This is a genomic window from Paraburkholderia lacunae (assembly GCF_003353175.1).
In the GTDB taxonomy this organism is placed as follows: domain Bacteria; phylum Pseudomonadota; class Gammaproteobacteria; order Burkholderiales; family Burkholderiaceae; genus Paraburkholderia; species Paraburkholderia lacunae.
Genome location: NZ_QHKS01000003.1, coordinates 47,745 through 74,712, shown reverse-complemented (window position 1 = coordinate 74,712; position 26,968 = coordinate 47,745). Strand labels below are relative to the sequence as shown.

The window sequence follows — 26,968 nt, the reverse complement described above, 5'->3', positions numbered from 1 at the left end:
TTGCTGGCTCAGCAGCCAGACGGAGACAAGGATGATTGACACCCCGGCCTCGTTGATCGGTCGCACGGAAAGCGTGGTCGACCTCGTTGTACCGACCTCAGTGGCGGCGCTTGCGGCGACACTCGACCATGACACTCCGCCACGAACCGGCGAACCGCTCCCTCCCTTGTGGCACTGGATCTTCTTCAGGCCCGTCGTACCTCAGTCCAGGATCGCTGAAGACGGTCACCCCGTGAAGGGAGGATTCCTGCCAGACCTCGGCCTTCCCCGGCGGATGTGGGCCGGCGGAAGGTTGCGCTTCCTCTCTCCGGTAAAGGTCGGGGCCCCGGTTATCCGCGATTCCCGCATCGCCGACGTCAGCGTAAAAGAAGGCCGCAGCGGCAGGCTGGCCTTCGTCACGGTCAGACACGAGATACGGACGCCGGATTCACTGGCAATCGAAGAAGAGCATGACATCGTCTACCGCGAGCCTCCGTTGCCGACGGCCACAGCGCCGATCCCGACACAGGCACCGTCAAATGAAGCGTGGCACCACGAAGTCCTCCCTGACGAGGTCCTTCTCTTTCGCTATTCCGCACTGACGTTCAACGGCCATCGCATTCATTATGACAAGCCTTATGTGACTGGGACCGAAGGCTATCAGGGTCTCGTCGTGCATGGCCCACTCATCGCTACGCTGTTGATGGACCTGGTTCGACGAAACGAGCCGCGGGCCAGCGTCCGCGACTTCACGTTCAAAGCGATTCGTCCGAGCTTCGCGGGCAACGCGCTGCATCTTTGCGGTCGCCCTTCGCCGGACGGAAAGACTGTCGAACTCTGGGCCAAAGACCACGAAGGGTGGCTCACGATGTCCGCGCGCGCGACGCTCGCCTAGTGCCCCATACACCCACAATAGCCAGAGAAGAGACTCGTACCATGATCAACATCTCAACCGATTCCTATCAGGACATTCGGGAAGCGGTGCGCGACCTGTGCCAACAGTTTCCCGCGGAATACTTCCGCAAGATCGACGAGGAGCGCGGTTACCCCGAAGCATTCGTCGACGCATTGACGAAAGCCGGCTGGCTTGCCGCGTTGGTTCCGCAGGAATATGGCGGCTCGGGACTGGGGCTGACCGAAGCGTCGGTGATCATGGAAGAAATCAACCGGTCCGGCGGCAATTCTGGAGCGTGTCACGGACAGATGTACAACATGGGAACGCTGCTTCGACACGGGTCAGCCGAGCAGAAGCAGCACTATCTGCCCAGGATTGCGTCGGGCGAGTTGCGTCTGCAGTCGATGGGCGTCACCGAGCCGACCACCGGCACCGACACGACGAAAATCAAAACAACGGCTGAGCGCAGGGGCGATCGCTACGTCGTCAACGGACAGAAAGTCTGGATCTCCCGCATCCAGCATTCCGATCTGATGATTCTGCTGGCCCGCACGACGCCGCTCGCCGACGTGAAAAAGAAGAGCGAGGGGATGTCGATCTTCATCGTCGATCTGCGCGAAGCAATCGGCCATGGCATGTCCGTGCGTCCGATTCCCAACATGGTGAATCATGAGACCAACGAGCTGTTTTTCGACAACCTGGAAATCCCCGCCGACAATCTGATCGGCGAGGAAGGCAAAGGCTTCAGGTACATTCTGGACGGCCTCAACGCTGAGCGAACGCTGATCGCCGCGGAGTGTATCGGCGATGGCTACTGGTTCATCGACAAGGTGTCGCAATACGTGAAGGATCGCGTGGTGTTCGGCCGCCCGATCGGCCAGAACCAGGGTGTGCAGTTCCCGATTGCGCGCGCCCTCGTCAACGTCGAAGCAGCAAGCCTGATGCGCTACAAGGCCTGCGAACTGTTCGACGCGCATCAGCACTGCGGCGCCCAGGCGAACATGGCCAAGCTGCTTGCAGCCGACGCCTCGTGGGAAGCCGCCAACGCCTGCCTGCAGTTCCACGGTGGCTTCGGGTTCGCCTCCGAGTACGACGTCGAACGCAAATTCCGCGAAACACGTCTTTATCAGGTGGCCCCCATCTCGACAAATCTGATTCTGTCGTACGTGGCCGAGCATATTCTCGGGCTGCCCCGCTCGTTCTAACCGGGGAACCCGATCATGCGCCCGCTAGAAGGAATCAAGGTCGTCACGTTTGAACACGCTATCGCCGCGCCGTTTTGCACCCGGCAACTCGCGGACCTCGGTGCGCGCGTCATCAAGATCGAGCGCCCCGGTACGGGCGACTTCGCACGCAACTACGATGAGCGGGTGTCCGGTCTCGCCTCGCATTTCGTTTGGACGAACCGATCCAAGGAAAGTCTCACGCTCGACGTCAAACAGGCCCAGGCGATCGAAGTCGTGCACAGGCTTCTGGCGAACGCCGACGTGTTCGTTCAAAACCTGGCGCCAGGCGCAACGCAGCGCCTCGGCCTCGACTACGACACGCTAAGCAAACGGTACCCGCGCCTGATCGTCTGCGACATCTCGGGTTATGGCCTGAACGGGCCGTTTCGCGACAAGAAGGCCTACGACCTGCTGATTCAGAGCGAGTCCGGCTTTCTGAGTATCACCGGCTCCGAAAATCAGCCCGCCAAAGCCGGCTGTTCGATCGCCGACATCGCGGCGGGCATGTACGGCTATACCAACATTCTCGCCGCCCTCCTCGAGCGTGGCCGGACCGGACGCGGCAAGCACATCGATGTCTCGATGCTGGAGAGCATGGTCGAATGGATGAGCTATCCGCTCTACTACGCAATCGACGGTCAGAGCGCGCCCCAACAGGCCGGCGCCTCGCACGCCACAATATTTCCGTACGGCCCGTTCAAGGCCGGCGACGGGAAGACAGTCATGCTGGGCCTGCAAAACGAGCGCGAGTGGAAGAGCTTCTGTGAGACGGTGATCCAGCAACCACAACTGCAGACCGACGAGCGCTTCAGCACCAACAGTCGCCGCGCGAAGAACCGCGGCGAACTCACCGAACTCATTCTGGCGGCTTTCTCGTCGCTGAGCGCGGCGCAAGTCATCGAGCGGCTCGACGCGGCGGGTATCGCCAACGCCCGCATGAACGACATGCAGGCGGTCTGGGACCACGAGCAACTGGCGGCCCGCGGAAGATGGACAAAAGTTCAGACGCCGGCAGGAGAGATTCCGGCGCTGTACCCGCCCGGCGTGGCCCCTTCCGAAGCGCCGTTCATGGGGGGCGTGCCCGCACTCGGCCAACACGCCGAGTCCATCTTGCATGAGCTGGGTTTCGACGATTCGCAGATTCATGCGATGCGCGAACTCGGCACAATCTGAGCCGAAGACCGGCTTTCCCACCTGACAAGCAGACTTCGCACTCAAAGCGAAGCACCTCCTCGTGACAGCCGTCACGAGTCAATAAATAGCAGGAGACAAACATGTCACACACGGTCAATGCTGCTGAGCGGGTTGTTCGCCGCGCTGGCGGCAGGGTACTGGATCATTCCGAATCTCGGCTGGCGCTACATGTTCGCGATCGCGGGCGTCGGGGCACTCGTGGTCTGGTTTCTACGCCACACGATGCCCGAATCGCCGCGCTGGTTGGAATCAGTCGGCAAACTCGACGAGGCCGAAGCAACGCTATCCAGCATCGAACGGGAAGTCGAAGCACGGGTCGGCAAGCTGCCGCCCGTTCAGCGTGTGGTCGATCTGCATGTGGGCGTCACGCCGTTTAGCGCGCTGGTTGTGCCGGGCATGCGTGGCAGAACGTGCGTAGCCGCATTGACCGCGATTGCCGTGAATATCGGGCTGTACGGCTTCATCGCGTGGCTTCCCACGTTCTTCGTGGCTGAAGGCCTGTCGATCGTCAAGTCGCTCGGCTTCGTTCTGCTCATGTCCATCGGCGCGCCGGTTGGCGGCCTGGTCGGCTACCTCACCGCGGACCGCATCGGCCGTGCAAAAGGCATCGTCGCCGCCGCGCTGATCAGCATCGTGCTCGGCTGGATCTACGTGAACCTTCGCGATACGACTGCAATCATCTTTGTCGGCTTTTGCCTCGTCACGACAATTTATACGATAACCACACTGGGGTTGTTCGGCTTCATCCCGGAGCTGTTCCCGACCGAAGTTCGGCTTCGCGGAACCGGTGTGGCGGGAACCTGCGGGCGCGCGGCATCGATCGCTACGCCGTATCTGGCACTGTTGCTTTACGAACATTTTGGCGTGTCGGGCGTGATTGCGATGGTGAGCATCGTATTCGCCGTACTGTGTCTGGCGATCACCCTGTTGCGGATCGAAACGAGCCGTCACTCGCTCGAGGACATTGCGCCTGGCGCCAGTGATGCGACGCAGCCGGACACGGAGCCGTTGACCCGTTAGGCACTGCGGCCGGGTTGCTGAAAGACGGCTTCAACGGATATCGCGCAGGGTCACGCCCTTCCACATTGCTTGTGTAACCTGCTCTGAAATGATTTCGACCATGGTTTGACGCACGGCAAGCGTCGCGGAATGAAGAGGCAAGCCGTTCGGCCAGCAGATACTGGCCGGACGCTCGATGCTTGGCTCGACGAGACGCCGCATCTTTGGAAGACGGGCCGCATCCCATTGCGCAACGGCCGAAGCGGGCAAAATCGTGCAGGCTTTTCTCAGGTGGGCGATCGCTATCATCGTCGGCAACGAATCGATGTCGGCGATGATATTCAGATCGACGTTTTCTCGCGAAAACGTACGCTCGAGCAACAGACGCAGTCCATTGGTGACCCCCGGCGCGACGAGCGGCACGCCGGAAAGCCTGGCGAGCGCACACGTGGTTGATCGGGCGGATACTTCACCGCCGGGTTCGCCCAACAGATACAGTGCTTCATCCAGCACGGGCATCGTGGTAATCCCCGGCGTGTCGGACTCGCGAAAGAGGATGGCGAGATCCAGGCGGCCGTTGGCCAGCAGTTCGTTGAGGTAGCCGCTCATGCTCTCAAAGAACTGTAGCCTGATGCCCGGATAGACTTCCTGGACCCGCTCGAATAACGGCACCGCCAATACCGACGCCATGGTCGTGGGAAGACCCACCGCCACCGTGCCGGACTCGGCGCCGGCGCCTTTGGTCACTTCCTGTTTGAGCTGCTCCATCTGGCGCAGGACGAGCCGCGCGTGACGATACATGGCGTCTCCGGCAGACGTCGGCGTAACACCATGGTTGCTGCGTAGCAAAAGCGGCACGCCCAGTTCTTCCTCGAGGCGCGCCATTTGCTGGCTAAGCGAGGGCTGAGCGACGAAAAGCTTTTCAGCCGCTTTTCCGAGGCTGCCGTAATCAACAATACTGACGAAATAGCGAAGCTGCCGGACGTCCATAGCAAATGCGACCCGTTGTTTGGTCGCCATAGGATACACCTATGAAGTCCCGTTTCCCGTCACCCGTGAGCCAGATTCATCACACGCTGCGCCTGCAGAACCACGGGCCGGTCGACCATTTTGCCGTCGACGGAAACTGCGGCTCCGTTTGCTTTTGCGGATTCATCCAGTACGCGTTGTGCCCACGCGATTTCCGAATCGGATGGCGTATAGCAAGCGTTGACGGCCGGTATCTGTTTGGGATGGATACAAAGCTTTCCGCCGAAGCCCCAGCGCTTTCCTTTCTTCGTCTCTGCAGTCAACCGTTCGGTATCGTCGATGCTCGGCGTCACGCCGTCAACAGGCGGCAGAATCCCTGCGATGCGGGAAATCATGACTAACCGTGCGCGGAAAGTATCCAGCTCGTAGCCGTCGGAAGCCATCCCCATGTCCGCGATAAAATCGAGCGTCCCGAACATAAGTTGTTGCACGAAGGGGGCTTTTGCGACTTCCAGCGCGTTCCACATTCCCTGAGCCGTCTCGATCAACGGGAATACGGGAGTCTTTGTACGGGTCGCTGAAATCAATGCCACGACATCCGAGGCACTTTCCGCCTTGGGCAAGATCACACCGGCGACACCACGCAGCTTTAACAGTTGTGCGTCTTCGGCGAACCACGGCGTATTCCGCGCGTTGACCCGGATGAGAACCGGCCGCTCCGGGCTTACCCACTCCGCCACGGCGCGACGGGCTTGGGCTTTGGCCTCCGGCGCAACGGCGTCCTCCAGATCGACAATCACCGCGTCTGCACGACTTGCGAGCGCCTTACTGAAGCGATCCGGCTGGCTACCAGCTACAAACAGGAACGACCGATGTTGCGGCCGGCTGAAATCTGACATTTCAGTGCTCACAGGACAAGGTGGGATGCGCTTGCATCAGATGGTGTCTGACAGTTCCGGCACGACCGTGAACAGGTCGCCCACCAGACCGTAATCGGCGACGCTGAAGATCGGCGCTTCCGGATCCTTGTTGATTGCGACGATGACCTTCGAGTCTTTCATGCCGGCCAGATGCTGGATCGCGCCCGAGATGCCGACAGCGATGTAGAGCTGCGGCGCGACTATCTTGCCGGTTTGACCGACCTGATAGTCGTTCGGTACAAAGCCTGCGTCGACTGCGGCACGAGATGCACCCAGCGCCGCGTTCAGCTTGTCGGCCAGCGGCTCCAGCACCTTCGTGTAGTTCTCGCCGTTGCCCAAGCCCCGGCCACCCGACACGATGATCTTCGCCGACGTCAGCTCCGGACGGTCCAGTTCCGTCACTTCACGGCTCACGAACTGCGAGATGCCGGTGTCTGCCGCTGCTTCGATCCTCTCAACCGTTGCATTGCCGCCAACGGCTGCCACTGCGTCGAAACCGGTTGTGCGGACTGTGATGACCTTGATCGGATCGCTAGATTGCACCGTAGCGATCGCGTTGCCGGCGTAGATCGGGCGCTCGAACGTATCTGCGCTGTCGACTGCCGTAATGTCGCTGATCTGCGCGACATCGAGCTTCGCGGCGATACGCGGGGCGATGTTCTTGCCGTAGGCGGTGGCCGGCGCGAGGATGTGCGAATAGTCCTTCGCGATGTTCAGCACCGTCGCTTCGACGTTTTCCGCGAGGCCCGCTTCGAGTTGCGGCGCGTCAGCCAGCAGCACCTTCGAAACACCGGCAATCTTCGCCGCCGCATCGGCCGTGGCCTGCGCATTGTGACCCGCGACCAGCACATGAATGTCGCCACCGATCTTCTGCGCCGCTGCAATCGTATTCAGCGTCGCGGCCTTGATCGATGCACTGCCCCCCAAGGGGGCTTCCTTCGGGGCGTCGTGTTCTGCTATTACCAGATTAACCAGATTCGTCATTTGCCCTGTCTCCCTCATAACACCTTGGCTTCGGTCTTCAGCTTCTCGACCAGCGTCTTCACGTCCGGCACCATCACACCGGCGCTGCGCTTCGGCGGCTCGGCGACTTTCCGCGTCTTCAGGCGCGGCGTCACGTCAACGCCCAGGTCTTCCGGCTTGATCGTTTCCAGCGGCTTTTTCTTCGCCTTCATGATGTTCGGCAGCGTCACATAGCGCGGCTCGTTCAGGCGCAGGTCGGTGGTGCTCACAGCGGGCAATTTGAGCGACAGCGTTTCGGCGCCGCCGTCCACTTCACGCGACACGGTAGCTTTACCGTCAGCCATCACAACCTTCGAGGCGAAAGTCGCTTGCGGCAGGTTCGCCAGCGCGGCGAGCATCTGGCCGGTCTGGTTCGAATCATCGTCAATGGCCTGCTTGCCGAGAATGACCAGCGAAGGCTGCTCCTTGTCGACCAGCGCCTTCAGCAGCTTGGCCACCGCCAGCGGCTGCAGTTCTTCGTTCGACTCGATCAGGATGGCGCGGTCCGCGCCGATCGCCAGCGCCGTGCGCAGCGTTTCCTGCGATTGCGTCACGCCTGCCGACACGGCGATCACTTCGGTCGCCACGCCCGCTTCCTTCAGACGAACAGCTTCTTCAACGGCGATTTCGTCGAACGGATTCATCGACATCTTCACGTTCGCGATGTCGACGCCCGTGCCGTCCGACTTCACCCGGACTTTCACGTTGTAATCGACCACTCTCTTGACTGGCACAAGAATCTTCATTGTCTACTCCATGTTCATGCCGTTCTACGACGGAAGCGGCGCTCTGAGCGGCGTCCGACTCCGCTCAGAGTCCTCATCGGTGTCATTGGAACCCCGGACGCCGCCCGGCGCAAATATGAGTTAGCTTTGCCTGCCATAGGCTAGACCTAGGGCCCAATGAGTTATCCGCCCGATGCCGGGTGTTACCGCAATCGCTTACGCTTTCCGGGCCCAGCCACTGTGCTACCTAGTAGGGCGACAACCGCATTTGTCAGCGGATTATCACGTCCGGTACTCCAGGCCACGGCGGTGGTTACAACGCTCACGTTTTCCTTGAGCGGACGAAACACGACATTCTCGGGAGCCAGTTTCTTCAACGAAGCCGGCACCAATGCAACACCTTGACCGCAGCCCACGAAAGCAACCTGTGAAGCCACCGAACGGACCTCATGCAATATTCGAGGTGAAAACCCGTTGGACCGGCAAGACGCCACCAGACTGTCGAAGTGCACAGGGCTTACCTGACGCGAAAACATCACGAAATCCTCTTCCGCGAGCGACGCCAGCCGGATGCGCGGGATACCCGCCATCGCATGCTCCCGAGGCATCGCCACCACCAGGCGATCCTCGGCGAGGGGAAGTGACTGAATGGTTCCTCCGAGGTCACCCTCCAGCCTGGCAAAAGCCAGGTCGATGTCACCCGCCTCGAGTGCGGGAATAGCTTCGACACTGTCGATCTCTCTTACCGATACTGTGAGTTGCGGATACTCGGACTTTAGCCGCTCGACCAGCGGCGGCAGGACATCCAGCATCGCTGACGAAATCGCGCCAATAGTCAGGACGCCACTTCGGCCGGCGACGGCCTCGCGCACTGCAAACTCAAGCCGTTCGAGTTGTTCCGCGAACTTGCGCACCGCCGGCACAATAGCCGCACCCACTGGAGTGAGTTGTGCTCCACGTCGCGAGCGCTCGAACAGCTTCACCTTCAACGCCTGTTCGAGAGCCTGGATCTGCTCGGTCAGCGGCGGCTGAGACATATCCAGGCGCCGTGCTGCGCGCCCGAAATGCTGCTCCTCGGCAACGGCCAGAAAAAGCCACAAATGACGGATAAGCCGGAAGTTGATCATGATCGATTGATAGGTTTGGCGTATTAAAAGCTTCCAATATTCGGAATATACATATCGAACTTTAGGCGCGAAAGTACGGCATCGCAATCACTTCCCAGCCCCGCCGTGACTCCAACCCCTCTGCTTGATCGTTTGGCCGCGCTCGACACCAATACGGTGTCGGACGCACTGGACTTCCTTGGTCTTCCCGGCGCGACGTTCGGCCTGCATCCCCTGTGGGATTGTCCGAAGATCGTCGGCCGGGCCAGCACCATTCAGCTGGGACCGAAGACGGACGCCAAACCGACAGTCCACCTCATTTCCCCCGTCATCGCCCAGATCCAGTCGGGCGATCGCATTCTGGTCATCGCCGGCGGCATCGAGGGGATTTCGTGCTGGGGCGACATTCTTGCCAATGCGGCGCAATTCAAGCGCATTCGTGGTTCCGTGATCGATGGCATGAGCCGCGATATCGAGGGCAGCGAATCGATCGGCTATCCGGTCTTTGGGCGTGGCGTAACCATGATCAGCGCGCGCAATCGCGTCATTCAGGTTTCTTCGGGCGAGCGCGTCAGCGTCGCAGGCGTGCTAGTCCATGAAGACGATTACGTGATCGCCGACCGCTGCGGCACTGTTTTCGTACCGGCAGCGCGCATCGAAGAGGTCATCGACCTGGGTGAGCGCATCGCACGGCGTCAGGACGGCATGGTGGAGGCAGTTCGTGGCGGCCGCTCGGTTGCCGACGTGATGCACGACAAGGAATTCGACGCCATCAAGGAAGGAAGCAAGTGATGAATCACGAAGATCAGGAACTGGTCGACCTGTTCGCCGGTCTCGATACGCCTGGCGTATCCGACGCGCTGGACAAGCTGGGACTGCCCGGCCAGTGCCTCGGCATCGCGCCGCTGGACAACTACGCCGGCGTGATCGTCGGTCCGGCATTTACCGTCAAGTACGTGTCGGCCAGCACGCCCGCAGGCACGGTCGGCGACTTCATTGACGACGTTGCGGAAGGCGACGTGGTGGTGATCGACAACAATGGCCGGACTGACTGCACGGTATGGGGCGACATCATGACCCAATACGCGGGCGCACGGAAAATCGCAGGTACGCTCATCGACGGCGTGTGCCGCGACGTGACGAAAGCGCTGGGTGACGGTTACCCTTTGTTCACTAAAGGCCGCTTCATGCGAACCGGCAAGGACCGCGTCCAGGTCGAGGCCGTCAACCTGCCCGTATCCATCGGCACGGCGCGGGTATGCGCGCGGGACATCGTCGTCGCCGACGCCAACGGTGCGGTCATCGTTCCGCGCGATCGCGCGCGTGAAGTCGCGGCTACAGCCCGGCGGATCGAAGCCATCGAGGGGGAGATCCGTGCGCAGATTGCCGACGGTAAGACACTCAGGGAAGCGCGCGAAGCACTGGGCTATCACACTCTGCAACGGAAGGCACCATGACCGATATCTCCTCGCCGCCGGCACCGCCGGAAGATTTCGCCGCGCGGGCGCGCACGCTGGGCAGTGCAACGCTCTACGAGGCATCGGGCCTGCCGTGCGCGGTCGATCCTCTCGTGCGGACGATCTGGAGCGGGGCCTTCATCGCCGCTCCCGCCTATCCGCTGGTGTGTTCGCCCGGCGACAACCTGTCGATTCACATCGCGATGGAGCGTGTGCCCCGCGGCAGCGTGCTGGTGGTCGGCACCGGAAATTTCGTGGCCGGCTACTGGGGTGAAGTGCTCACCGTCGCAGCGGAAGCCGCGGGTGTGGTTGGATTGATCATCGATGGCGGCGTGCGAGACGTCGCGGCGATAACGGCGCGCCGTTTCCCCGTGTTCGCCCGCGGCATCTCGGTGCGCGGCACCGTGAAGGCCAGCGCACCTTCGGTCGGCCAGCCCACGACGTTCACCGGCGTGCCGGTCGCCCAGGGCGACCTGGTCGTGGCCGATGACGACGGCGTCATCATCATCCCGGCGGGGCAGGCCGAGCGCACGATCACTGCCGGCGAGGCGCGCGCGGCCAAGGAAGCGACGATGATGCAACAACTCACGCAAGGCGCCAGCACGCTGGAACTAATGGGGCTAACTGAATGGAGAAAAAGCGCATGACCGTGGATCCGCACCGCCTCAACATTCACCTGGCCAAAGCGCAGCCTTCCGCTACCTACCGCATGATGGACCGCGTCGCGGCGCGGCGCGCGTCGGGCGCGAAGATCATCTCGCTCAGCGCCGGCGAACCGGATTTCGACACGCCGGTTCATATCTGCGACGCGGCAGTGGACGCCATGCGCGCCGGACATACCCGCTATACGCAGGTGGCCGGCATGCGGCCGCTTCGCGAGGCAGTGGCGGCAAAGTTTCAGCGCGAGAACGGCCTCGATGTCGGCTGGCAGGATACGATCGTCTGCAGCGGCGGAAAACAGGTCATCTACAACGCGCTGGCGGCGACGCTCAACGAAGGGGACGAGGTTATTGTGCCCGCGCCCTACTGGGTCAGTTACCCGGAGATGGTTCAGCTATGCGGCGCGACGCCGATCATCGTGAGTTGCGGAAGCGCAAACGGCTTCAAGCTGACGCCGCAAGCACTGGCAAACGCCATCGGGCCGCGCACGCGCTGGCTGATCCTGAACTCGCCGTCGAATCCGACCGGCGCGGTCTATACCCGCGATGAACTGGCGGCGCTCGCCGAGGTGCTGCTGGCCCATCCGCATGTGCTCGTCCTGTCGGACGATATCTACGAGCATCTGATCTTCGACGGTGCGACCTTCTACACGATCGCCCAGGTCGAGCCGCGACTGATGTCGCGCACGCTGACGATGAACGGCGTGTCCAAGGCGTACGCGATGACGGGCTGGCGCATCGGCTTCGGCACCGGACCGCGATGGTTGCTGGATGCGATGGAAAAGCTCCAGGGGCAGCAAACCTCGGGAGCCAGCGCGATCTCGCAGCATGCCGCATTGGCCGCGCTCGACGGCCCGCAGCAGTTCATCAGCGAAACGTGCTCCGTCTTTGAACAGCGGCGCGACCTGATTGTGGAACTGCTCAACCAGGCACCGGGTTTGACATGCGCCGTTCCGGGGGGCGCCTTCTACACGTTTGCTTCGTGCGAGGGGCTGATCGGACGCGCCACGCCCGCCGGCACCCGGCTCGACAGCGATGAAGACGTAGCCGGCGCATTGCTGGACGAGGCTGACGTGGCTGTCGTACAAGGCAGCGCATTCGGGCTTGGCCCCTACATCCGCATCGCTTACGCACTCGACGACGATGCGTTGGTCGATGCATGCCGCGCGATCACGCGCTTCTGTCATTCGCTCACGGGGAAACGTCATGCCGGCGCGTAATGAGATCGTGAAAGAAACCGTGGCGCTCACGGTGCAGGGTGTCGAGGTCGATATCGCCGCGCTGCATCGCGCGGGCGAACGAGCGCCGATTGTTTTCCTGCACGGCTTCGGTTCGACGAAGGAAGATTACGCCGATATCGTTCATTACGCCGCGTTCGCCGACCATCCTGTTCTCGCCTACGATGCCCCGGGTTGCGGCGCAACCCTCTGCGGCGATCTGTCGAAGGTCTCGATTCCTTTCCTGGTAGCAACTGCGAAGGCAGTGCTTGCGCATTTCGGCATCGACAGGTTCCATCTGGTCGGGCATTCGATGGGCGGCCTCACCGCGCTCATGCTGGCTTACGAAGAAGCTGATCGCGTACTGAGCTTTGCCGACATCGAGGGCAACGTCGCGCCTGAGGACTGCTTTCTGAGCCGTCAGGTCGTCGACTATCCGTCGGATAGTGCCGAAGCGTTCTTCGACGACTTCATCGAACGGGCGTGGCATCTGCCGTACCTATCGTGTCCGCTCTATGCGTCGAGCCTGCGTCACAAGGTTCGGGCCGACGCGGTGCGCGGCATCTTCACGTCGATGGTCGAGCTGTCCGATCACGGCGACCTGATGACGAAGTTCCTGTCGCTGCCGTTCCCGCGGATGTTCATGTACGGTGAACAGAACGCGTCGCTGTCGTATCTGCCGCATCTTCGGGATGACGGCGTGACGCTGGCCGAAATCGCCCGAAGCGGGCATTTTCCGATGTACTCGAATCCCGTTGAAATGTGGGCGGCATTGGCCGAATTTCACAGGGCCGTCGCGGCGAGGTAGCGAGCTGATCGGCTACTGAAAACTCGTGCGGATTCTCTAGCCTCTGCGACCGGCCTCCTCCGCCGGTCGCCTCCTGCCGTCGGCATTGTTCACGTAAGTAATCGCCGTATCGACGATTCCGTACAGCGCGGCGCCCGCGCATACCATGATCAGCCCATGTTTTTTCATCACCTCGAGTCTCCGTGTTGTTTTATGCGGGTGTGAATCGGTGCTCGCGATGACGATTGCGGACAGCAGAAAGTCACTGATCCAGCGTTGCATTTGCGCAACAAATGACAGGTTTTACAGCAAACCGAGACACAACAGGACCCGCGCGATCAGGTTGAAATTCGTCGCGCCTTTATATAACATGTTCGTTATGAAACAATCCAGTTATGAAAAAGCCACCTCCGATCGCCTGGACATGACGTTCGCCGCATTGGCCAACCCCACGCGGCGGGCGATCCTGGCGCGCCTGGCCTCGGGGGAGGTGTCGGTGAGTGAATTGGCCGAGCCCTTCTCGATGACTCAGCCGGCGATCTCGCGGCATCTCAAGGTGCTCGAACAGGCAGGCCTGATTTCGTCCGGCAGCGATGCGCAGCGGCGCCCGCGCAAGCTCGAGGCGCGTCCCCTCGCTGAAGCAACCGAGTGGCTGGAACGGTACCGCGAATATTGGGAGGCTTCCTTCGTCCGCCTCGACGGCTTGCTGAGCGAGTTGAAAGCGACGGAAAACAAACGCAAACGTACCGCTCCCAAGAAGCGGTAAGGGAGGTTCCTTGTTCTTCCCCGACAGCTTTAAGGTGTCCACGCCAAGCGATTGCGAGATCCAGGTGACGCGCGATTTCAACGCGCCGCGACGACTGGTGTTCGACGCATTCACCAAACCGGAACTCGTCCGTCGCTGGCTGCTCGGGCCACCTGGATGGACCATGCCGCTGTGCGAAATCGATCTTCGCGTCGGCGGTGCCTATCGCTACGTCTGGCGTTCCGAAAAGGACGGGTCGCACATGGCCATGGGTGGCGTGTTCCGCGAGGTCATTGCGCACGAACGCCTCGTTGCCACCGAGAAGTTCGACGACACCTGGTATCCGGGTGAAGCACTGGACACGACGGTGTTCGTCGAGACGCGCGGCATCACCAGGACCACGATCACTATCCTGTACGAATCGCAGGAAGCCCGCGACACGGCACGCCGTTCGGGCATGGAGTACGGCATGGCCGCAGGCTATGACCGCCTCGAAGCATTGCTGCCGACCTTCATCGGAGAACGCATATGATCGAAACGCCACAAGTTGTCGAGACCCCCGCGCAACTGGTCGCAACCGTTCACATCGAGACGCCACGCTCGCAGATCCAGCACGTCATGGGACCGGGCATCGGCGAGGCGATGGCGGCTGTCAAGGCGCAAGGCATTGGTCCAACCGGACCGTGGTTTGCACATCATCTGAAGATGACGCCAGAGGCGTTCGATTTCGATATCTGCGTGCCGGTGTCGGCACCCGTCACGGCCGTAGGCCGCGTGAAGCCTTGGCAGCGGCCTGCGCTCAAGGTGGTGCGCACCGTCTATTACGGCCCCTACGAGGGGCTAGGCGGCGCGTGGCACGAGTTCGCCGGGTGGATGGAAGCCAACGGGTACAAGACGGCAGGCGATCTGTACGAGTGCTATGTCGTCGGCCCGGAATCGAGCCCCGATCCGGCCAATTGGCGCACCGAACTAAGCCGGCCCGTCATCGAATAAGGGACTCCGTATCACAGGCGCAGCGGCCTTGCCAGCCGGGGCCCGTGAAGCCGGACGATTTCTGCTTTCCCGACAAATTCGCGTTCGTCGATATCGACCTGGCTCGCCTGGTTCGCGCCTGCGGTCCATGCCGGCGATTGACGCTCCATCTGCCTGTCGTCAACATGCCGGTCGACACACCCTCCGGCCGCGCCTTGGAAATGCTGTCGGCCACCCATCTGAGGCTCTTTTGCTCGCCGGTCGTCAACCTGTTCAAGCGGGAAGCCGTTCCCGTGGTACTCAAAAGCGGCGTCTACACCTATCCGATCGCGCCGCAGGCGCTCCTCATGCAGGGCATCGAGGTGCACTCCATAGACGCCGTGCGGATGACGCCACACGGCGCACCCGACGCGCAAGGCAGTATCGTTATTCCCCCCTTTCACGGGCTGGTTCACGAGCCTGTTCACGAGCGCTCGATCGATACACCGGCGCCCTACTGGATCGCCCATCGGGACAGGCGCGAACATCCCGGTTCGCCTTTGCGGCAAGCCGAACTGACCTTTGTCGATCGGGACGGCACGCCCATCAAACCCGATACCGATCAGATCGCGATCGACCTGACCTGCACTAACGCAGACCGACCGTCCGCGTTGCCCTTCGGTACACCCGATGGCGATCTTCTCAACGAAAACGAGAACCTCGCCGCACGAATCTCCCTGCTGCGCCGCGCATCGCCAAGCCAGACACGACCACAGGATCCAGGGACGCTCTGGCGACTCATCGCGGGCATGACGCCGCACGCCTTGACGCTACAACCTTCCGGCCTCTCCGGGTTGAAGGATCTGCTCAACCTGCACCTCGCCGGCGCCTCACGAGCGGCACCGCAAATAGACGCCATCACCCGCCTCGATCACAAGTCCGTGGTGCAATGGATGGCTCTCAAGCCGATGTCCACCTTTGTGCGAGGTATCGAGATCGCGCTGACGGTGGACGAATCGGCCTTCACGGCATTCAGCCTGCATACGTTCAGCGGTGTGATAGATCGTTTCTTTGCACCCTACGCACCGTCAAACGGATTTGTCCGGCTTGTCATTCATGCAACGGGATCGGGTCGCGAGCTGCGCCGTTGCCGGCCGCAATTCGGTGCGTCCCCGCTGCTCTGAGTCACTCGCACGCAGACGAGTCTGCCCAAGCGCCGCCCTCACCTCATGCACAACACGGCCGCGCCCGTCACTCTGCCTTCACGCAGGTCGCTCAACGCGCGATTCGCCTCGGCGAGCGCGTAGCGGGTGGTTTCGATTTCGAGCGGAACCTCGCCGGCGAGCTGCATGAATGCCCGGCCGTCGGCGCGCGTGAGGTTGGCCACCGAGCAGAGGCGCCGTTCGCCCCATAAAGACTCATACGGGAACGACGGAATATCGCTCATGTGGATCCCTCCGCACACGACGGTGCCGCCTTTGACCACGGCCTTCAGCGCCACCGGCACGAGCGCGCCGGCGGACGCGAAGATCAGCGCGGCATCGAGTTCGGCGGGCGCGCTTTCGTCGCTGCCGCCGGCCCAGCGGGCGCCGAGGCGCAGCGCAAGCTGCTGGGCGCTCGTGTCGCCGTGGCGTGTGAATGCGTAGACCGCGCGTCCCTGGTGGCGCGCCACTTGCGCCACGATATGCGCAGCGGCGCCGAATCCGTAGATGCCGATCCGTTGCGCGTCGCCCGCCATGCTGAGCGTGCGATAGCCGATCAGACCGGCGCACAGGAGCGGTGCCGCCTCGACGTCGGCATAGCGCTCAGGCAAATGAAAGCAGTAGCGGCTGTCGGCGACGGTGCGCTCGGCGTAGCCGCCGTCGATCGTGTAGCCCGTGAAGCCCGGTTCGTCGCACAGGTTTTCGTGGCCGCCGAGGCAACAGCGGCAGTGCCCGCAGGTGCGGCCTGTCCACGGTACGCCGACGCGATCGCCCACCCTGAATCCGGACACGCCCTCGCCCAGGGCGGCAACGGTCCCGACGATTTCGTGCCCCGGAATGAGCGGCTGTTTCGGATGCGCCAGCTCGCGATCGACCACATGCAGGTCCGTGCGGCATACCCCGCACGCATGGATGTCGATCAGCAACTGGCCGGCAGCCGGTTGCGGATCGGGCACCTGCATGTCATGCAGTACCGGCGAGGCTCCGTCGAACACCATTGCACGCATGTCGTTCTCCTTAGCGTAGCGGCGCCACGCGGCCGATCACGTGGCGATCATGAATGCGGCCACTTGCGATGCACCCGCATCGGAGTCGTACGCAACCGTCGCCCACGCTCAATCCCACCGCGCGTCCCGCACCTGAACGAACCCGCCTTCGACGCGAACCGGAAACGTCGCGACATCCTCGTAAGCCGGCGGCCCGAGAACCTTCCCTGTCCTGATGCAAAAGCTGGCCCCGTGACGCGGACAGACCACCACGTCGCCATGCACCTCGCCGCCCGTGAGGACGCCGCCGTCGTGCGTGCAGACGTCTTCAATCGCATAGCAGACGCCGTCCAGATTGAATACGGCTACCTGCGCGCCGTCCACCTCGACGGTGCGGTGCGTGCCGGGCGGCAGATCCCCCAGGGCGGCGACCTCGACCCAGTCCGACATCTCAAAGCATCCCCAGTTGCAGGCGCGCGGCATCGGACATCCGCTCGCGCGACCACGGCGGGTCCCACACCAGTTCGACGTGCACGTCGTTCACGCCGCTCACGTCGAACACCGCCTCTTCCACGGTCGCCGGGAAAGTCTGCGCGACCGGGCAGCCGGGCGCGGTGAGCGTCATGCGGATCTCGACGCGTCCCTCCTGCGCATCGACATCGAGCCCATAGACCAGGCCCAGGTCGTAAATATTGACCGGAATCTCCGGGTCGTACACCGTGCGCAACGCCTCGATGACCCGGCTTTTCAGGTCGCCGCTCTCAGAGCCGGCAGCCTCGTCACGGGCTTGCGCCCGCTTCCACCAAGCGGATTCGCTCATGATTCGCTACTCCGTGGATACCGTGCTGTTCTCGCCTTGCAGCGCGGCACGCAGCGTATGCCACGCGAGCGTCGCGCACTTCACCCGCGCGGGAAATTCACGCACGCCGGACAGCGCCGCGAGCTTGCCCAGATCCGGTGCCGGCGCAGATACCGGAGCGCTTGCCGTCACCATCTCGCGAAAGCGCCCGAACAGCGCCTGCGCCTCGGCTTCCGTCTTGCCCTTCAGCGCTTCGGTCATCAGCGATGCCGATGCGGTGGCGATCGCGCATCCCGAGCCCTCGAAGCTCGCCTCCTTGACGATGCCGTCCTCGATCCTCAGATACAGCGTCACCTTGTCGCCGCACAACGGGTTGTAGCCCTCCGCCGTACGGTTGGCGCCGGCCAGCACGCCGCGATTGCGCGGCTGCCGGTAGTGATCGAAGATGACCTCCTGATAGAGCTCGCTCAGATCGTTCATCGTCCGAATACCTCCCCGACTTGCGCGAGCCCTTCAAGCAGCGCGTCGATATCTTCACGCGTGTTGTAGAGGCCCAATGACGCGCGCACGGTCGCGGGTACGCCGAAACGCTGCATCACCGGCATCGCGCAGTGGTGGCCTGCCCGCACGGCCACGCCGTGACGATCGAGAATCGTGCCGACGTCGTGCGCATGCACACCGTCGAGCACGAACGACAGGATGCTCGCCTTATCGGCCGCGGTGCCGATCAGGCGCAAGCCCGGGATCGCCTGCAGCGCGCCGCTCGCATAGGCGAGCACGCCGGCCTCGTGCGCGGCGATGACTTCCATGCCGATCGCGTCGACGTAATCTAGCGCCGCGCCGAGCGCGATCGCGCCGGCAATGTTCGGCGTGCCGGCCTCGAACTTCCACGGAATCGCGTTGTACTCCGTCTTCTCGAACGTCACCGAGCGGATCATGTCGCCGCCGCCCTGCCATGGCGGCATCGCCTCCAGCAGAGCAGCCTTGGCATACAGCACGCCGATTCCGGTCGGCCCGTAGACCTTGTGCCCGGAAAACGCGTAAAAATCGCAATCGAGCGTGAGCACGTCGACGGGCAGATGCGAGATCGCCTGCGCGCCGTCCAGCAGCACCGGCACGCTCTTCGCGTGCGCGGAGGCAATGATGTGCTCCACCGGATTGATGCTGCCGAGCGCGTTGGCCAGATGCGTCATCGCGACGAGCCTGGTCCGCTCGCTCAGCAGGCCTTCGTATGCGACGACATCGAGCGCGCCCGTATCGTCGATCGGCACGACTTTCAGCACCGCACCGGTCTGCTCGCAGACGAGCTGCCACGGCACGATGTTCGAATGATGCTCCATCGCGCTGATCAGGATTTCGTCGCCGGGCGCGAGCCGCGGCCGCGCGTAGCTCTGCGCGACCAGATTGATCGCTTCGGTCGTCCCGCGCACGAATACGATCTCCTCCGGGCGCCGCGCGTGGATGAAGCGGGCGATTTTCGCGCGTGCCGCTTCATAGGCATCGGTCGCGCGCAGCGACAGCAGATGCACGCCGCGGTGCACATTGGCGTTCCCATGACGGTAAAAAGCGTTTTCCGCGTAGATCACCGAGGCGGGCTTTTGCGTCGTGGCGCCGTTGTCGAGATAGACCAGCGGCCGGCCGTGCACGCGTTCACCCAGAATCGGAAAATCGGCCCGCCAGTGCGCGACATTGCGGGGATCGGGCGCCGGCATGGATTCGATCGGCTTCATAGCAACTCCCTGATGCGCGCCCCTTCCGGGGTATGCGCGAGCAGCACCTCTTCGAGCCGGCCGCGCAGCGAATCGATACGCACACGCTCGACGACGTCGCGCGCAAATGCGTAGGTCAGCAGCGAGCGCGCCATGCGCTCTTCGACACCTCGCGCGCGCAGATAGAACAGCTGATTCTCGTCCAGCTGCCCGACCGTCGCGCCGTGCGTGCATTTCACATCGTCGGCATAGATCTCGAGCTGCGGCTTGGTATCGATTTCAGCGTCGCGCGATAGCAGCAGGTTGTGATTCGCCTGATGCGCGTCGGTTTTCTGCGCATCGGGATGCACGACCACGCGCCCGTTGAACACGCCGTGCGCCGCGCCGTCGAGCACGCCGCGGTAGTACTCGCGGCTCGTGCCATGCACGTCGGCGTGGTCGATGCGCGTGTGGTGATCGACGTGCTGCCGCCCGCCGACGAAATACAGACCGTTCAGCGTGGCCTGCGCGTTCGCGGCGTTCAGGCTCGTGCCGATACCCGTGCGCGACAGCGCGCCGCCGAACGCGAACGCATGCGAGGCAAAAGAGCTGCCACGTTGCTGGGCGACGACCACCGACGCGACATGAAACGCCTTCGGACCTTCCTGCTGCAACCGGTAGTGCCGCACATCCGCCTCTTCGTCCGCGACGATGCGGGTGACCGCATTGGTCCAATAGTCCTCATCGCTCAGTCCGACGAAATGTTCGACGATCGTGCAGCCCGAACGCGCGCCTGCCAGCACCACGTTGAAAGGTTGCGCGGCGAGACCCGCTTCGTCGCTCAGGAACAGCATGTGCAGCGGCTGATCGATGACCTCGCCCGGCGGCAGCACGACCGCAAAGCCGTCCGCCATGAACGCCGTATTCAACGCCGCAAAGCCGTCGGCATAAGTGTTCGCCGCGATGGCGGGTTCGAGCCGTTGCGGCATTTCGCGCAACGCCCGCGCGAGCGAGCCCACGAACACGCCGTGCGGCAAGCCGTTCAGTTTCGACAGCCGCGGCACGTGGCGTCCATCGACGAATACCAGCCGGTAACCCGCCGGATCCAGCGCGAGTTCATCGACACTACGGCGCATCTCGCTGTCGTAGATGCGGCCTGTACCGCCGGGATGCTGCGGCGCGAAATGCCACGCATGCTTGCCGATCGCCGACACGTCGGTGTATTTCCAGTCCTCCTGACGCGTGGTCGGCAAACCGAGCGCGTCGAACTGGTCGAAGGCGCTGCTGCGCGCGACACGCAGCCACCGCAACTCGGCGCCGGGCAAAGTTCTGGCGACGTGTCTGAAAGCGTCATGGAAAGGATCGAGCGACTTGTCTTTCATCGATGCCCCGCACTTGCGCGAGCGGCCGGACGCGCCACCTCATTCTCGATCCAGCCATAGCCCTTGCGCTCCAGTTCCTCGGCCAGCTCCCGCGGCCCCGACTTCACGATGCGGCCGTTCGCCAGCACATGCACGCGATCCGGCACGATGTAATCCAGCAGCCGCTGATAATGCGTGACCAGCACGATCGCGCGCTCGGGTGCGCGCATGCCGTTGACGCCCCGCGCGACGATCTGCAACGCGTCGATATCGAGTCCGGAATCCGTTTCGTCGAGAATCGCGAGCCGGGGTTCCAGCACCGCCATCTGCAATATCTCGTTGCGCTTCTTCTCGCCGCCGGAGAATCCTTCGTTGATCGCGCGGTACAACAGCGTCTCGTCCATCTGCATCAGCGTCATGCTTTCCTTGACCCGCTGCAGGAACTCGATCGCGTCGAGTTCGGGCTCGCCGCGATGCCGGCGCTGCGCGTTCAACGCAGCCTTCAGCAGATAAATATTGCTCACGCCGGGTATCTCGACGGGATACTGGAACGCGAGAAAGAGTCCCTCGCGCGCGCGTTCTTCAGGCGCGAGCGCCAGCAGATCGCGCCCGAGATACGACACCGCGCCGCCCGTGACGGCCAGGTCTTCGCGCCCCGCCAGCACATGCGCGAGCGTGCTCTTGCCCGAGCCGTTGGGGCCCATGATCGCGTGCACCTCGCCGGCCTTCACGCTCAGATCGATGCCGCGCAGAATCTGCTTGCCGTCGACTTCGACTTGCAGGTTGCTGATCTCAAGCATGGTTCGTCTACCTCTCCCATACCGTGGTTATCCCACGCTGCCTTCCAGACTGACGCCGAGCAGCTTGCGCGCCTCGACCGCGAATTCCATCGGCAGCTCGTTGAACACTTCCTTGCAGAAGCCGTTGACGATCATCGACACCGCGTCTTCAGGAGACAGTCCGCGCTGCCGGCAATAGAACAACTGGTCTTCGCCGATGCGCGAGGTCGACGCTTCGTGCTCGACTCTCGCGGTCGGATTCTTGACTTCGATATACGGAAACGTGTGGGCGCTGCAGCGCGGGCCGAGCAACAGCGAATCGCACTGCGAGTAATTGCGCGCGCCCTCAGCCGCGCGGCCGACCTTCACGAGCCCGCGATACGCGTTCTTGCCGTGGCCCGCCGAAATGCCCTTCGACAGGATCGTGCTGCGCGTATTGCGGCCGAGGTGAATCATCTTTGTGCCGGTGTCGGCCTGCTGATAGTGATTGGTCAGCGCGACCGAATAGAACTCGCCGACCGCGTTATCGCCTCGCAGAATCACGCTGGGGTACTTCCACGTGATCGCCGAACCGGTTTCCACCTGCGTCCACGAAATCTTCGAATTCGCCTCGCGGCAGTCGCCGCGCTTGGTCACGAAGTTGTAGATGCCGCCCTTGCCCGCGGCATCGCCCGGATACCAGTTCTGCACGGTCGAATAGCGGATCTGCGCGCCTTCCAGTGCGATCAGTTCGACCACCGCGGCATGCAGCTGATTTTCGTCGCGCATCGGCGCCGTGCAGCCTTCCAGATAGCTCACATACGCGCCTTTGTCCGCGATGATCAGCGTGCGTTCGAACTGGCCGGTGTTCTGCGCGTTGATGCGAAAGTAGGTCGACAACTCCATCGGGCAGCGCACGCCCGGCGGGATGTAGCAGAACGAACCGTCGCTGAAGACGGCGGAATTCAGCGCGGCGAAGAAATTGTCGGTGTGCGGCACGACCGAGCCGAGATACTTCCGCACCAGCTCGGGGTGGTGCTGCACGGCATCTGAGAACGAACAGAAGACGACTCCGATCTCCGCGAGCTTGTCGCGGAACGTCGTGGCCACCGAGACGCTGTCGAAGACGGCGTCCACCGCCACGCCCGCGAGGCGTTCGCGCTCTGCCAGCGGCACGCCCAGTTTCTCGTAAGTACGCAGCAGTTCCGGATCGACTTCATCGAGACTCTTCGGACGATTCTTCTGCGCCATCGGCGCGGAATAATAGACGATGCGCTGATAGTCGATCGGCGGATGGTGGATCGTCGCCCAACGCGGCTCGGTCATGGTGAGCCAGTGCCGATAGGCTGTGAGCCGCCATTCGAGCATGAACTCAGGCTCGTCTTTCTTCGCGGAAATGAGCCGGATCACGTCCTCGCTCAATCCGCACGGCAACGCGTCGGCCGTCAGCTCGGTCACGAAACCATGCGGGTATTCGCGACCGATCAGTTCGTCGAAACTGCTCGTGGAGACGCTCATGCATCACCTCCTCGCCTATCGTTCCTTCAATGTTCCTGCAGTCGCCTCGCCGATCGCGCGCGCCGCATACGCCGCCTGCCGGATACCCAGGCCGGGCAGCGTGCTGCAGTCGGTCATACCCGATGGGGCCAATGAGTCCAATGGTGCCTCCGACGGTGGCGGCCCCCTGGACCTGCGGATGGCGAACTGGCCGGCCGGTGCCGGTTGCGCCTGTCGTCCAGACAGGAAGTGCCGCCGTCGAGCCCGCGGTTTCTTTTCTTTTTCAGCCAGCGGTGCTGCCGCGAATCAGTGGCGACTCATCCTCAGTCTATGCCCATATGCATAACCCTGGCGACGCGCGGGTCTTGTGTGCGCGAGCGTTCAGGACACACGCCTTCTGCACGGTAAGGCGTGTCGTCGAGCGCGGGAAGCGTTACGATCAAAAGCGCAGGTCGGGTTCCTGGAAGCGCGGACTTTTTGCAGTCGAAGCACGCGCGGCGCGCGTGCTGCTTCCGGGTTCGGAATGAAGGCGTATCGCGGAGGGAGATCACCATGCAACACGGAAGCGCTATTGAATATGGCGGCTGCCTCATCCATCCGGTTGTGACCGCCGCGCAGGGTGGACGATTTTCCGCCGCCGCGACGATCGTCGATCGGGACGGAGAAGAGCGCTCGATCGGCGTCGACGGCGATTTCGGACAGGCACAGGAGGCAATGGACCAGGCGATCGAACTGGCGATCGCCTGGATTCACCGGCGACGCGTGGTTTCCGACCACTACGTACGCGGAGGATAACCGGCTCGACGGCAAACCATGCATAGCGAGGCGGCCCGCGGCGGTTGCCCGCCGCAGGCCGCTCCTCGTCCTCCTCGATCCCTGACATGTGAGACGTGGACTGCCCCGCAATCTCGCACGCCCACCATGAGAAGCCGGAGCGGCCGGATTACTCATGCCAATCCGGACCAATCCGGAATACATACTACAAATAACAAACAGTCAGGCAAACGGAATTAATACAATAATTACATTTTCCAGACGTTCGACATGCACAAAGATTCGAGACGCAATTCGCACCGGGTCTTGCCAGGTACTAGTACGGATAAACGCCGGATCATTCATGCAGACGCTTAACGCTCGGCGTACACTCGCTCGAAACCCAGGCTGCAGGGCGTGCGGGGCCGCGCAGGCGCCCGCCGTCAAACACGGCAAACATGGCAAGCATGGGTTAACGGAGACTCTGGAGAACAATCAATGAACTGGACTCGGGAACAGAGAAACGTCACGATCGCCGCTTATCTGGGCTGGACACTCGACGCATTCGATTTCTTTCTAATGGTCTTCGTATTGAAAGACATCGCGGCGGAGTTCAATACGAACATCCCGGAAGTCGCCTACGGCATTATGCTGACCCTGATGATGCGCCCGCTCGGCGCATTGATTTTCGGCTGGCTCGCGGACAAATTCGGCCGCCGTCCGACGCTGATGGTCAACATCGCGTGCTTCTCGTTGCTGGAATTGCTGTCCGGCTTTTCGCCGAACCTGACCACCCTGCTCGTGCTGCGCGCGCTGTTCGGCATCGCGATGGGCGGCGAATGGGGCGTCGGCGGCGCGCTGACGATGGAAACCGTGCCGCCGAAGTCGCGCGGCATCGTGTCGGGCCTGTTGCAGGCCGGTTATCCGAGCGGCTATCTGCTCGCGTCGATCGTGTTCGGCGTGTTCTATCAATACATCGGCTGGCGCGGCATGTTCTTCGTCGGCGTGCTGCCGGCACTGCTCGTGCTCTACATACGCGCGCACGTGCCCGAGTCGCCGGCGTTCAAAACGCTCGAAAAGAAAGCGCACCTGGGTCTTGTCGCCACGTTGAAGCAGAATATCGGGCTGTCGCTGTACGCGATCGTTCTGATGACCGCGTTCAACTTCTTTTCGCACGGCTCGCAGGATCTGTACCCGACCTTCCTGCGCGTCCAGCACCAGTTCGACGCCCATACGGTGTCGTGGATCACGATCACGCTGAACGTCGGCGCGATTGTCGGCGGTCTGTTCTTCGGTTCGCTGTCGGAGAAGATCGGCCGCAAGCGCGCCATCTTTGTCGCCGCGCTGATCGCGCTGCCAGTACTGCCGCTATGGGCATTCTCGAGCACGCCTGTGCTGCTCGCGGCCGGCGCCTTCCTGATGCAGATCTCTGTTCAAGGCGCATGGGGGGTGATTCCGGTGCACCTGAACGAAATCTCGCCCGATGAAATTCGCGCGACCTTCCCCGGCCTCGTGTATCAGCTCGGCAATCTGATCGCGTCCGTCAACGGCCCGCTGCAGGCGAGCGCCGCCGAAGCGCACGACAACAACTACGCGCTGGTGATGGCCGTCGTGATCGGCATCGTGGTGATCGTGATCGCCGCGCTGATTCCGTTCAGCCGCGAACGCCGCGGCATCGACATGACCCAGTCCGCGAAAGAGGTGACGGCACAGCTTTAAGCGTTCGAACTAAACAGCTATTTCCCCGGCCCGTTATCGGGCACAATAGACGCCAAGGCGGCTCGAACCGCCACGCAACACAAGAACCAACGCAGGGCCAAACCAGGGTAACACGCCATACGAGGCCGTTCCGATTTCGATCGGAACGGCCTTTTTTATTTCCGCGCGCCGTGACGTGTCGCGCGGGTTCGCAGCCGCACTTTCGTCAGCTCTTCTAGAGGAGTTAATCGACAATGAACCCTTGATCGCCAAGTCCATCCTTCCTTATCCTGAAAAAAACGGCTGTTTCAAAAACTCACTTGAATCGCTTGTTTGCGGCCGGATGCCCGGCAACTGGGAGACGCAACATGGCAGTTCGCACAACAGGCCGGCATGCCGGCGACACGAAGTCCCGCATCCTCGACGCGGCGGAAACGCTGTTCATCGAATGCGGCTATGAGGCCATGTCGCTGCGCCAGATCACTTCGCGTGCCGAAGTGAATCTCGCGGCGGTCAACTATCACTTTGGCAGCAAGGAATCGCTGATTCACTCGATGCTGTCGCGCCGGCTCGACCAGCTCAATCATGAACGGCTCAAGCTGCTCGACCGCTTCGACGCCATGCTCGGCCCGCGCCTGACCTGCGAGCACGTGCTCGGCGCGATGTTTATTCCGGCGCTACGGCTTTCGCGCGATCCGCGCATCGGCGGCAAAGCGTTCCTGCGGCTGCTCGGGCGCGCCTATACCGATCCGTCGGCCTTCATTCGCGACTTTCTGAATGCGCATTACGAGTCGGTGGCCATGCGCTTCTTCGATGCGTTCCAGCGCGCGCTGCCGCATCTGCCGCGTGAAGAACTCGGCTGGCGTCTGCACTTCGCGATCGGCGCGCTGTCGGGCGTGCTGGCCGGCACCGATACCGACAGCCTGATATCGGAGTTCTCGCAGGGCAAGTCGATGAACGATCTGCAACTGATCGCACGTCTCGCTTCGCTGATGGTGGCCGCGCTCAAAGCGCCGCTGCCCGACGGCAGCCAGCTGGCCACGTTCGCCGCCGTGCTGGGCGACGCCACCGACGGCGGCGAGCAAGGCCAGCCGGTCTGTGCCAACCTGGCGGCTACCGGGCAGCAGGCTTCGAGCGGATCGGCGGCGGCCTCGCCCGCGCCGGACGGTGAGCGCCCTGGCGGCAGCGTCGAGGCGAGTTCGTTTCATCAAGCGCTGCACGGCACGGCTTGAGCGCAGCCTGCCGGGCGGCGCCGTCATGGGCCGCCCGGCCGCAAGCCGCGCGATGCGGCACGGCGAGTACACGCCACGCCATCGCGCTCGAAGCTGGGCTCGAATCCAGACAAGCCTCCAAGGACGAAACATCATGAACGCCGTATACCCGAGCAGCACATCC

At 62.5% G+C, this 26,968-nt stretch carries 29 protein-coding genes and 1 pseudogene; 16 read left to right on the top strand and 14 right to left on the bottom strand.

The window, feature by feature from the left end:
- Positions 1–31 precede the first annotated feature (31 nt).
- The 4 genes and pseudogenes from DLM46_RS05170 to DLM46_RS05155 all read left to right on the top strand — a co-directional run.
- Positions 32–874: an HTD2 family dehydratase gene (locus DLM46_RS05170; RefSeq protein ID WP_115099706.1), complete on the top strand. Its 843-nt coding sequence runs from the start codon at positions 32–34 to the stop codon at positions 872–874.
- A 41-nt stretch (positions 875–915) separates the two neighbouring features.
- Positions 916–2,079, top strand: coding sequence for an acyl-CoA dehydrogenase family protein (locus DLM46_RS05165; RefSeq protein ID WP_115099705.1), 1,164 nt, complete (start codon positions 916–918; stop codon positions 2,077–2,079).
- 15 nt (positions 2,080–2,094) lie between these two features.
- The gene (locus DLM46_RS05160) at positions 2,095–3,273 is read left to right on the top strand and encodes a CaiB/BaiF CoA transferase family protein (RefSeq protein WP_115099704.1); all 1,179 of its coding nucleotides are present in this window, start codon (positions 2,095–2,097) and stop codon (positions 3,271–3,273) included.
- Positions 3,274–3,399: 126 nt separating this feature from the next.
- A pseudogene (locus tag DLM46_RS05155) lies at positions 3,400–4,314 on the top strand (MFS transporter); the annotation flags it as partial.
- A gap of 30 nt (positions 4,315–4,344) precedes the next feature.
- Here the strand turns inward: DLM46_RS05155 and DLM46_RS05150 are convergent.
- The 5 genes from DLM46_RS05150 to DLM46_RS05130 all read right to left on the bottom strand — a co-directional run bounded on the left by DLM46_RS05150 (position 4,345) and on the right by DLM46_RS05130 (position 9,036).
- The gene (locus tag DLM46_RS05150) at positions 4,345–5,283 is read right to left on the bottom strand and encodes a LysR substrate-binding domain-containing protein (RefSeq protein ID WP_115099703.1); all 939 of its coding nucleotides are present in this window, start codon (positions 5,281–5,283) and stop codon (positions 4,345–4,347) included.
- A gap of 59 nt (positions 5,284–5,342) precedes the next feature.
- The gene (locus tag DLM46_RS05145; RefSeq protein WP_115099702.1) at positions 5,343–6,161 is read right to left on the bottom strand and encodes an HpcH/HpaI aldolase/citrate lyase family protein; all 819 of its coding nucleotides are present in this window, start codon (positions 6,159–6,161) and stop codon (positions 5,343–5,345) included.
- A gap of 36 nt (positions 6,162–6,197) precedes the next feature.
- Complete coding sequence (locus tag DLM46_RS05140) at positions 6,198–7,157, bottom strand: electron transfer flavoprotein subunit alpha/FixB family protein (RefSeq protein ID WP_425273965.1); 960 nt, start codon at positions 7,155–7,157, stop codon at positions 6,198–6,200.
- A 23-nt stretch (positions 7,158–7,180) separates the two neighbouring features.
- Positions 7,181–7,930, bottom strand: coding sequence for an electron transfer flavoprotein subunit beta/FixA family protein (locus tag DLM46_RS05135; protein WP_115099700.1), 750 nt, complete (start codon positions 7,928–7,930; stop codon positions 7,181–7,183).
- A 182-nt stretch (positions 7,931–8,112) separates the two neighbouring features.
- Positions 8,113–9,036 (bottom strand): LysR family transcriptional regulator, encoded by a 924-nt coding sequence (locus tag DLM46_RS05130; protein ID WP_115099699.1) that lies wholly within the window; start codon positions 9,034–9,036, stop codon positions 8,113–8,115.
- A 105-nt stretch (positions 9,037–9,141) separates the two neighbouring features.
- On the opposite strand from DLM46_RS05130, the gene DLM46_RS05125 reads away from it, so the two are divergent.
- From DLM46_RS05125 to DLM46_RS05105, 5 genes are read left to right on the top strand one after another with little or no spacing between them, the layout of a single operon-like run.
- A complete protein-coding gene (locus DLM46_RS05125; protein ID WP_115099698.1) occupies positions 9,142–9,807 on the top strand; it encodes an RraA family protein in 666 nt (221 codons plus the stop codon).
- Positions 9,807–10,472, top strand: coding sequence for an RraA family protein (locus DLM46_RS05120; protein ID WP_115099697.1), 666 nt, complete (start codon positions 9,807–9,809; stop codon positions 10,470–10,472). Before DLM46_RS05125 ends, DLM46_RS05120 begins: the two co-directional genes overlap by 1 nt.
- Positions 10,469–11,119, top strand: coding sequence for an RraA family protein (locus DLM46_RS05115; protein ID WP_208866237.1), 651 nt, complete (start codon positions 10,469–10,471; stop codon positions 11,117–11,119). The genes DLM46_RS05120 and DLM46_RS05115 overlap by 4 nt, the downstream gene beginning before the upstream one ends.
- Complete coding sequence (locus DLM46_RS05110; protein WP_115099696.1) at positions 11,116–12,351, top strand: pyridoxal phosphate-dependent aminotransferase; 1,236 nt, start codon at positions 11,116–11,118, stop codon at positions 12,349–12,351. Before DLM46_RS05115 ends, DLM46_RS05110 begins: the two co-directional genes overlap by 4 nt.
- Positions 12,338–13,156 (top strand): alpha/beta fold hydrolase, encoded by an 819-nt coding sequence (locus tag DLM46_RS05105; protein WP_115099695.1) that lies wholly within the window; start codon positions 12,338–12,340, stop codon positions 13,154–13,156. Before DLM46_RS05110 ends, DLM46_RS05105 begins: the two co-directional genes overlap by 14 nt.
- 36 nt (positions 13,157–13,192) lie before the next feature.
- On the opposite strand, the gene DLM46_RS05100 is transcribed toward DLM46_RS05105, so the two are convergent.
- Positions 13,193–13,417: a hypothetical protein gene (locus tag DLM46_RS05100; RefSeq protein ID WP_115099694.1), complete on the bottom strand. Its 225-nt coding sequence runs from the start codon at positions 13,415–13,417 to the stop codon at positions 13,193–13,195.
- Positions 13,418–13,514: 97 nt separating this feature from the next.
- Here DLM46_RS05100 and DLM46_RS05095 point away from each other — a divergent pair, with 97 nt between their 5' ends.
- The 4 genes from DLM46_RS05095 to tssF are packed head-to-tail and all read left to right on the top strand — an operon-like array spanning position 13,515 to position 16,015.
- Positions 13,515–13,901 (top strand): ArsR/SmtB family transcription factor, encoded by a 387-nt coding sequence (locus DLM46_RS05095; protein WP_115099983.1) that lies wholly within the window; start codon positions 13,515–13,517, stop codon positions 13,899–13,901.
- 34 nt (positions 13,902–13,935) lie between these two features.
- Positions 13,936–14,412, top strand: coding sequence for an SRPBCC family protein (locus DLM46_RS05090; RefSeq protein WP_244305836.1), 477 nt, complete (start codon positions 13,936–13,938; stop codon positions 14,410–14,412).
- Positions 14,409–14,873 (top strand): GyrI-like domain-containing protein, encoded by a 465-nt coding sequence (locus DLM46_RS05085; RefSeq protein WP_115099692.1) that lies wholly within the window; start codon positions 14,409–14,411, stop codon positions 14,871–14,873. Before DLM46_RS05090 ends, DLM46_RS05085 begins: the two co-directional genes overlap by 4 nt.
- Positions 14,874–14,917: 44 nt before the next feature.
- Positions 14,918–16,015, top strand: a complete 1,098-nt coding sequence (gene tssF, locus DLM46_RS05080) for a type VI secretion system baseplate subunit TssF (protein ID WP_165847911.1) — start codon at positions 14,918–14,920, stop codon at positions 16,013–16,015.
- A gap of 38 nt (positions 16,016–16,053) precedes the next feature.
- Here tssF and DLM46_RS05075 read toward each other — a convergent pair whose 3' ends face one another.
- The 8 genes from DLM46_RS05075 to sufB all read right to left on the bottom strand — a co-directional run bounded on the left by DLM46_RS05075 (position 16,054) and on the right by sufB (position 23,143).
- Positions 16,054–17,040 carry a zinc-dependent alcohol dehydrogenase family protein gene (locus DLM46_RS05075; RefSeq protein ID WP_115099690.1) on the bottom strand — a complete coding sequence of 329 codons (987 nt, stop codon included), beginning with the start codon at positions 17,038–17,040 and terminating at the stop codon, positions 16,054–16,056.
- A gap of 108 nt (positions 17,041–17,148) precedes the next feature.
- The gene (locus DLM46_RS05070) at positions 17,149–17,469 is read right to left on the bottom strand and encodes a Rieske (2Fe-2S) protein (RefSeq protein WP_115099689.1); all 321 of its coding nucleotides are present in this window, start codon (positions 17,467–17,469) and stop codon (positions 17,149–17,151) included.
- 1 nt (position 17,470) lies between these two features.
- Positions 17,471–17,839, bottom strand: coding sequence for an SUF system Fe-S cluster assembly protein (locus tag DLM46_RS05065; RefSeq protein WP_115099688.1), 369 nt, complete (start codon positions 17,837–17,839; stop codon positions 17,471–17,473).
- A 6-nt stretch (positions 17,840–17,845) separates the two neighbouring features.
- Positions 17,846–18,298: a Fe-S cluster assembly sulfur transfer protein SufU gene (gene sufU / locus DLM46_RS05060; protein WP_115099687.1), complete on the bottom strand. Its 453-nt coding sequence runs from the start codon at positions 18,296–18,298 to the stop codon at positions 17,846–17,848.
- A complete protein-coding gene (locus tag DLM46_RS05055) occupies positions 18,295–19,548 on the bottom strand; it encodes a cysteine desulfurase (RefSeq protein WP_115099686.1) in 1,254 nt (417 codons plus the stop codon). The genes sufU and DLM46_RS05055 overlap by 4 nt, the downstream gene beginning before the upstream one ends.
- Positions 19,545–20,888: a Fe-S cluster assembly protein SufD gene (sufD, locus tag DLM46_RS05050; protein WP_115099685.1), complete on the bottom strand. Its 1,344-nt coding sequence runs from the start codon at positions 20,886–20,888 to the stop codon at positions 19,545–19,547. The genes DLM46_RS05055 and sufD overlap by 4 nt, the downstream gene beginning before the upstream one ends.
- Positions 20,885–21,667: a Fe-S cluster assembly ATPase SufC gene (sufC, locus tag DLM46_RS05045; protein ID WP_115099684.1), complete on the bottom strand. Its 783-nt coding sequence runs from the start codon at positions 21,665–21,667 to the stop codon at positions 20,885–20,887. The genes sufD and sufC overlap by 4 nt, the downstream gene beginning before the upstream one ends.
- Positions 21,668–21,694: 27 nt before the next feature.
- Positions 21,695–23,143: a Fe-S cluster assembly protein SufB gene (gene sufB, locus DLM46_RS05040; RefSeq protein ID WP_115099683.1), complete on the bottom strand. Its 1,449-nt coding sequence runs from the start codon at positions 23,141–23,143 to the stop codon at positions 21,695–21,697.
- Between the two features lie 531 nt (positions 23,144–23,674).
- On the opposite strand from sufB, the gene DLM46_RS05035 reads away from it, so the two are divergent.
- The 3 genes from DLM46_RS05035 to DLM46_RS05025 all read left to right on the top strand — a co-directional run bounded on the left by DLM46_RS05035 (position 23,675) and on the right by DLM46_RS05025 (position 26,805).
- Positions 23,675–23,917, top strand: a complete 243-nt coding sequence (locus tag DLM46_RS05035) for a hypothetical protein (protein WP_115099682.1) — start codon at positions 23,675–23,677, stop codon at positions 23,915–23,917.
- A 456-nt stretch (positions 23,918–24,373) separates the two neighbouring features.
- The gene (locus tag DLM46_RS05030) at positions 24,374–25,594 is read left to right on the top strand and encodes an MFS transporter (RefSeq protein ID WP_115099681.1); all 1,221 of its coding nucleotides are present in this window, start codon (positions 24,374–24,376) and stop codon (positions 25,592–25,594) included.
- Positions 25,595–25,941: 347 nt separating this feature from the next.
- Positions 25,942–26,805 (top strand): TetR/AcrR family transcriptional regulator, encoded by an 864-nt coding sequence (locus tag DLM46_RS05025; protein ID WP_115099680.1) that lies wholly within the window; start codon positions 25,942–25,944, stop codon positions 26,803–26,805.
- Positions 26,806–26,968 lie beyond the last annotated feature (163 nt).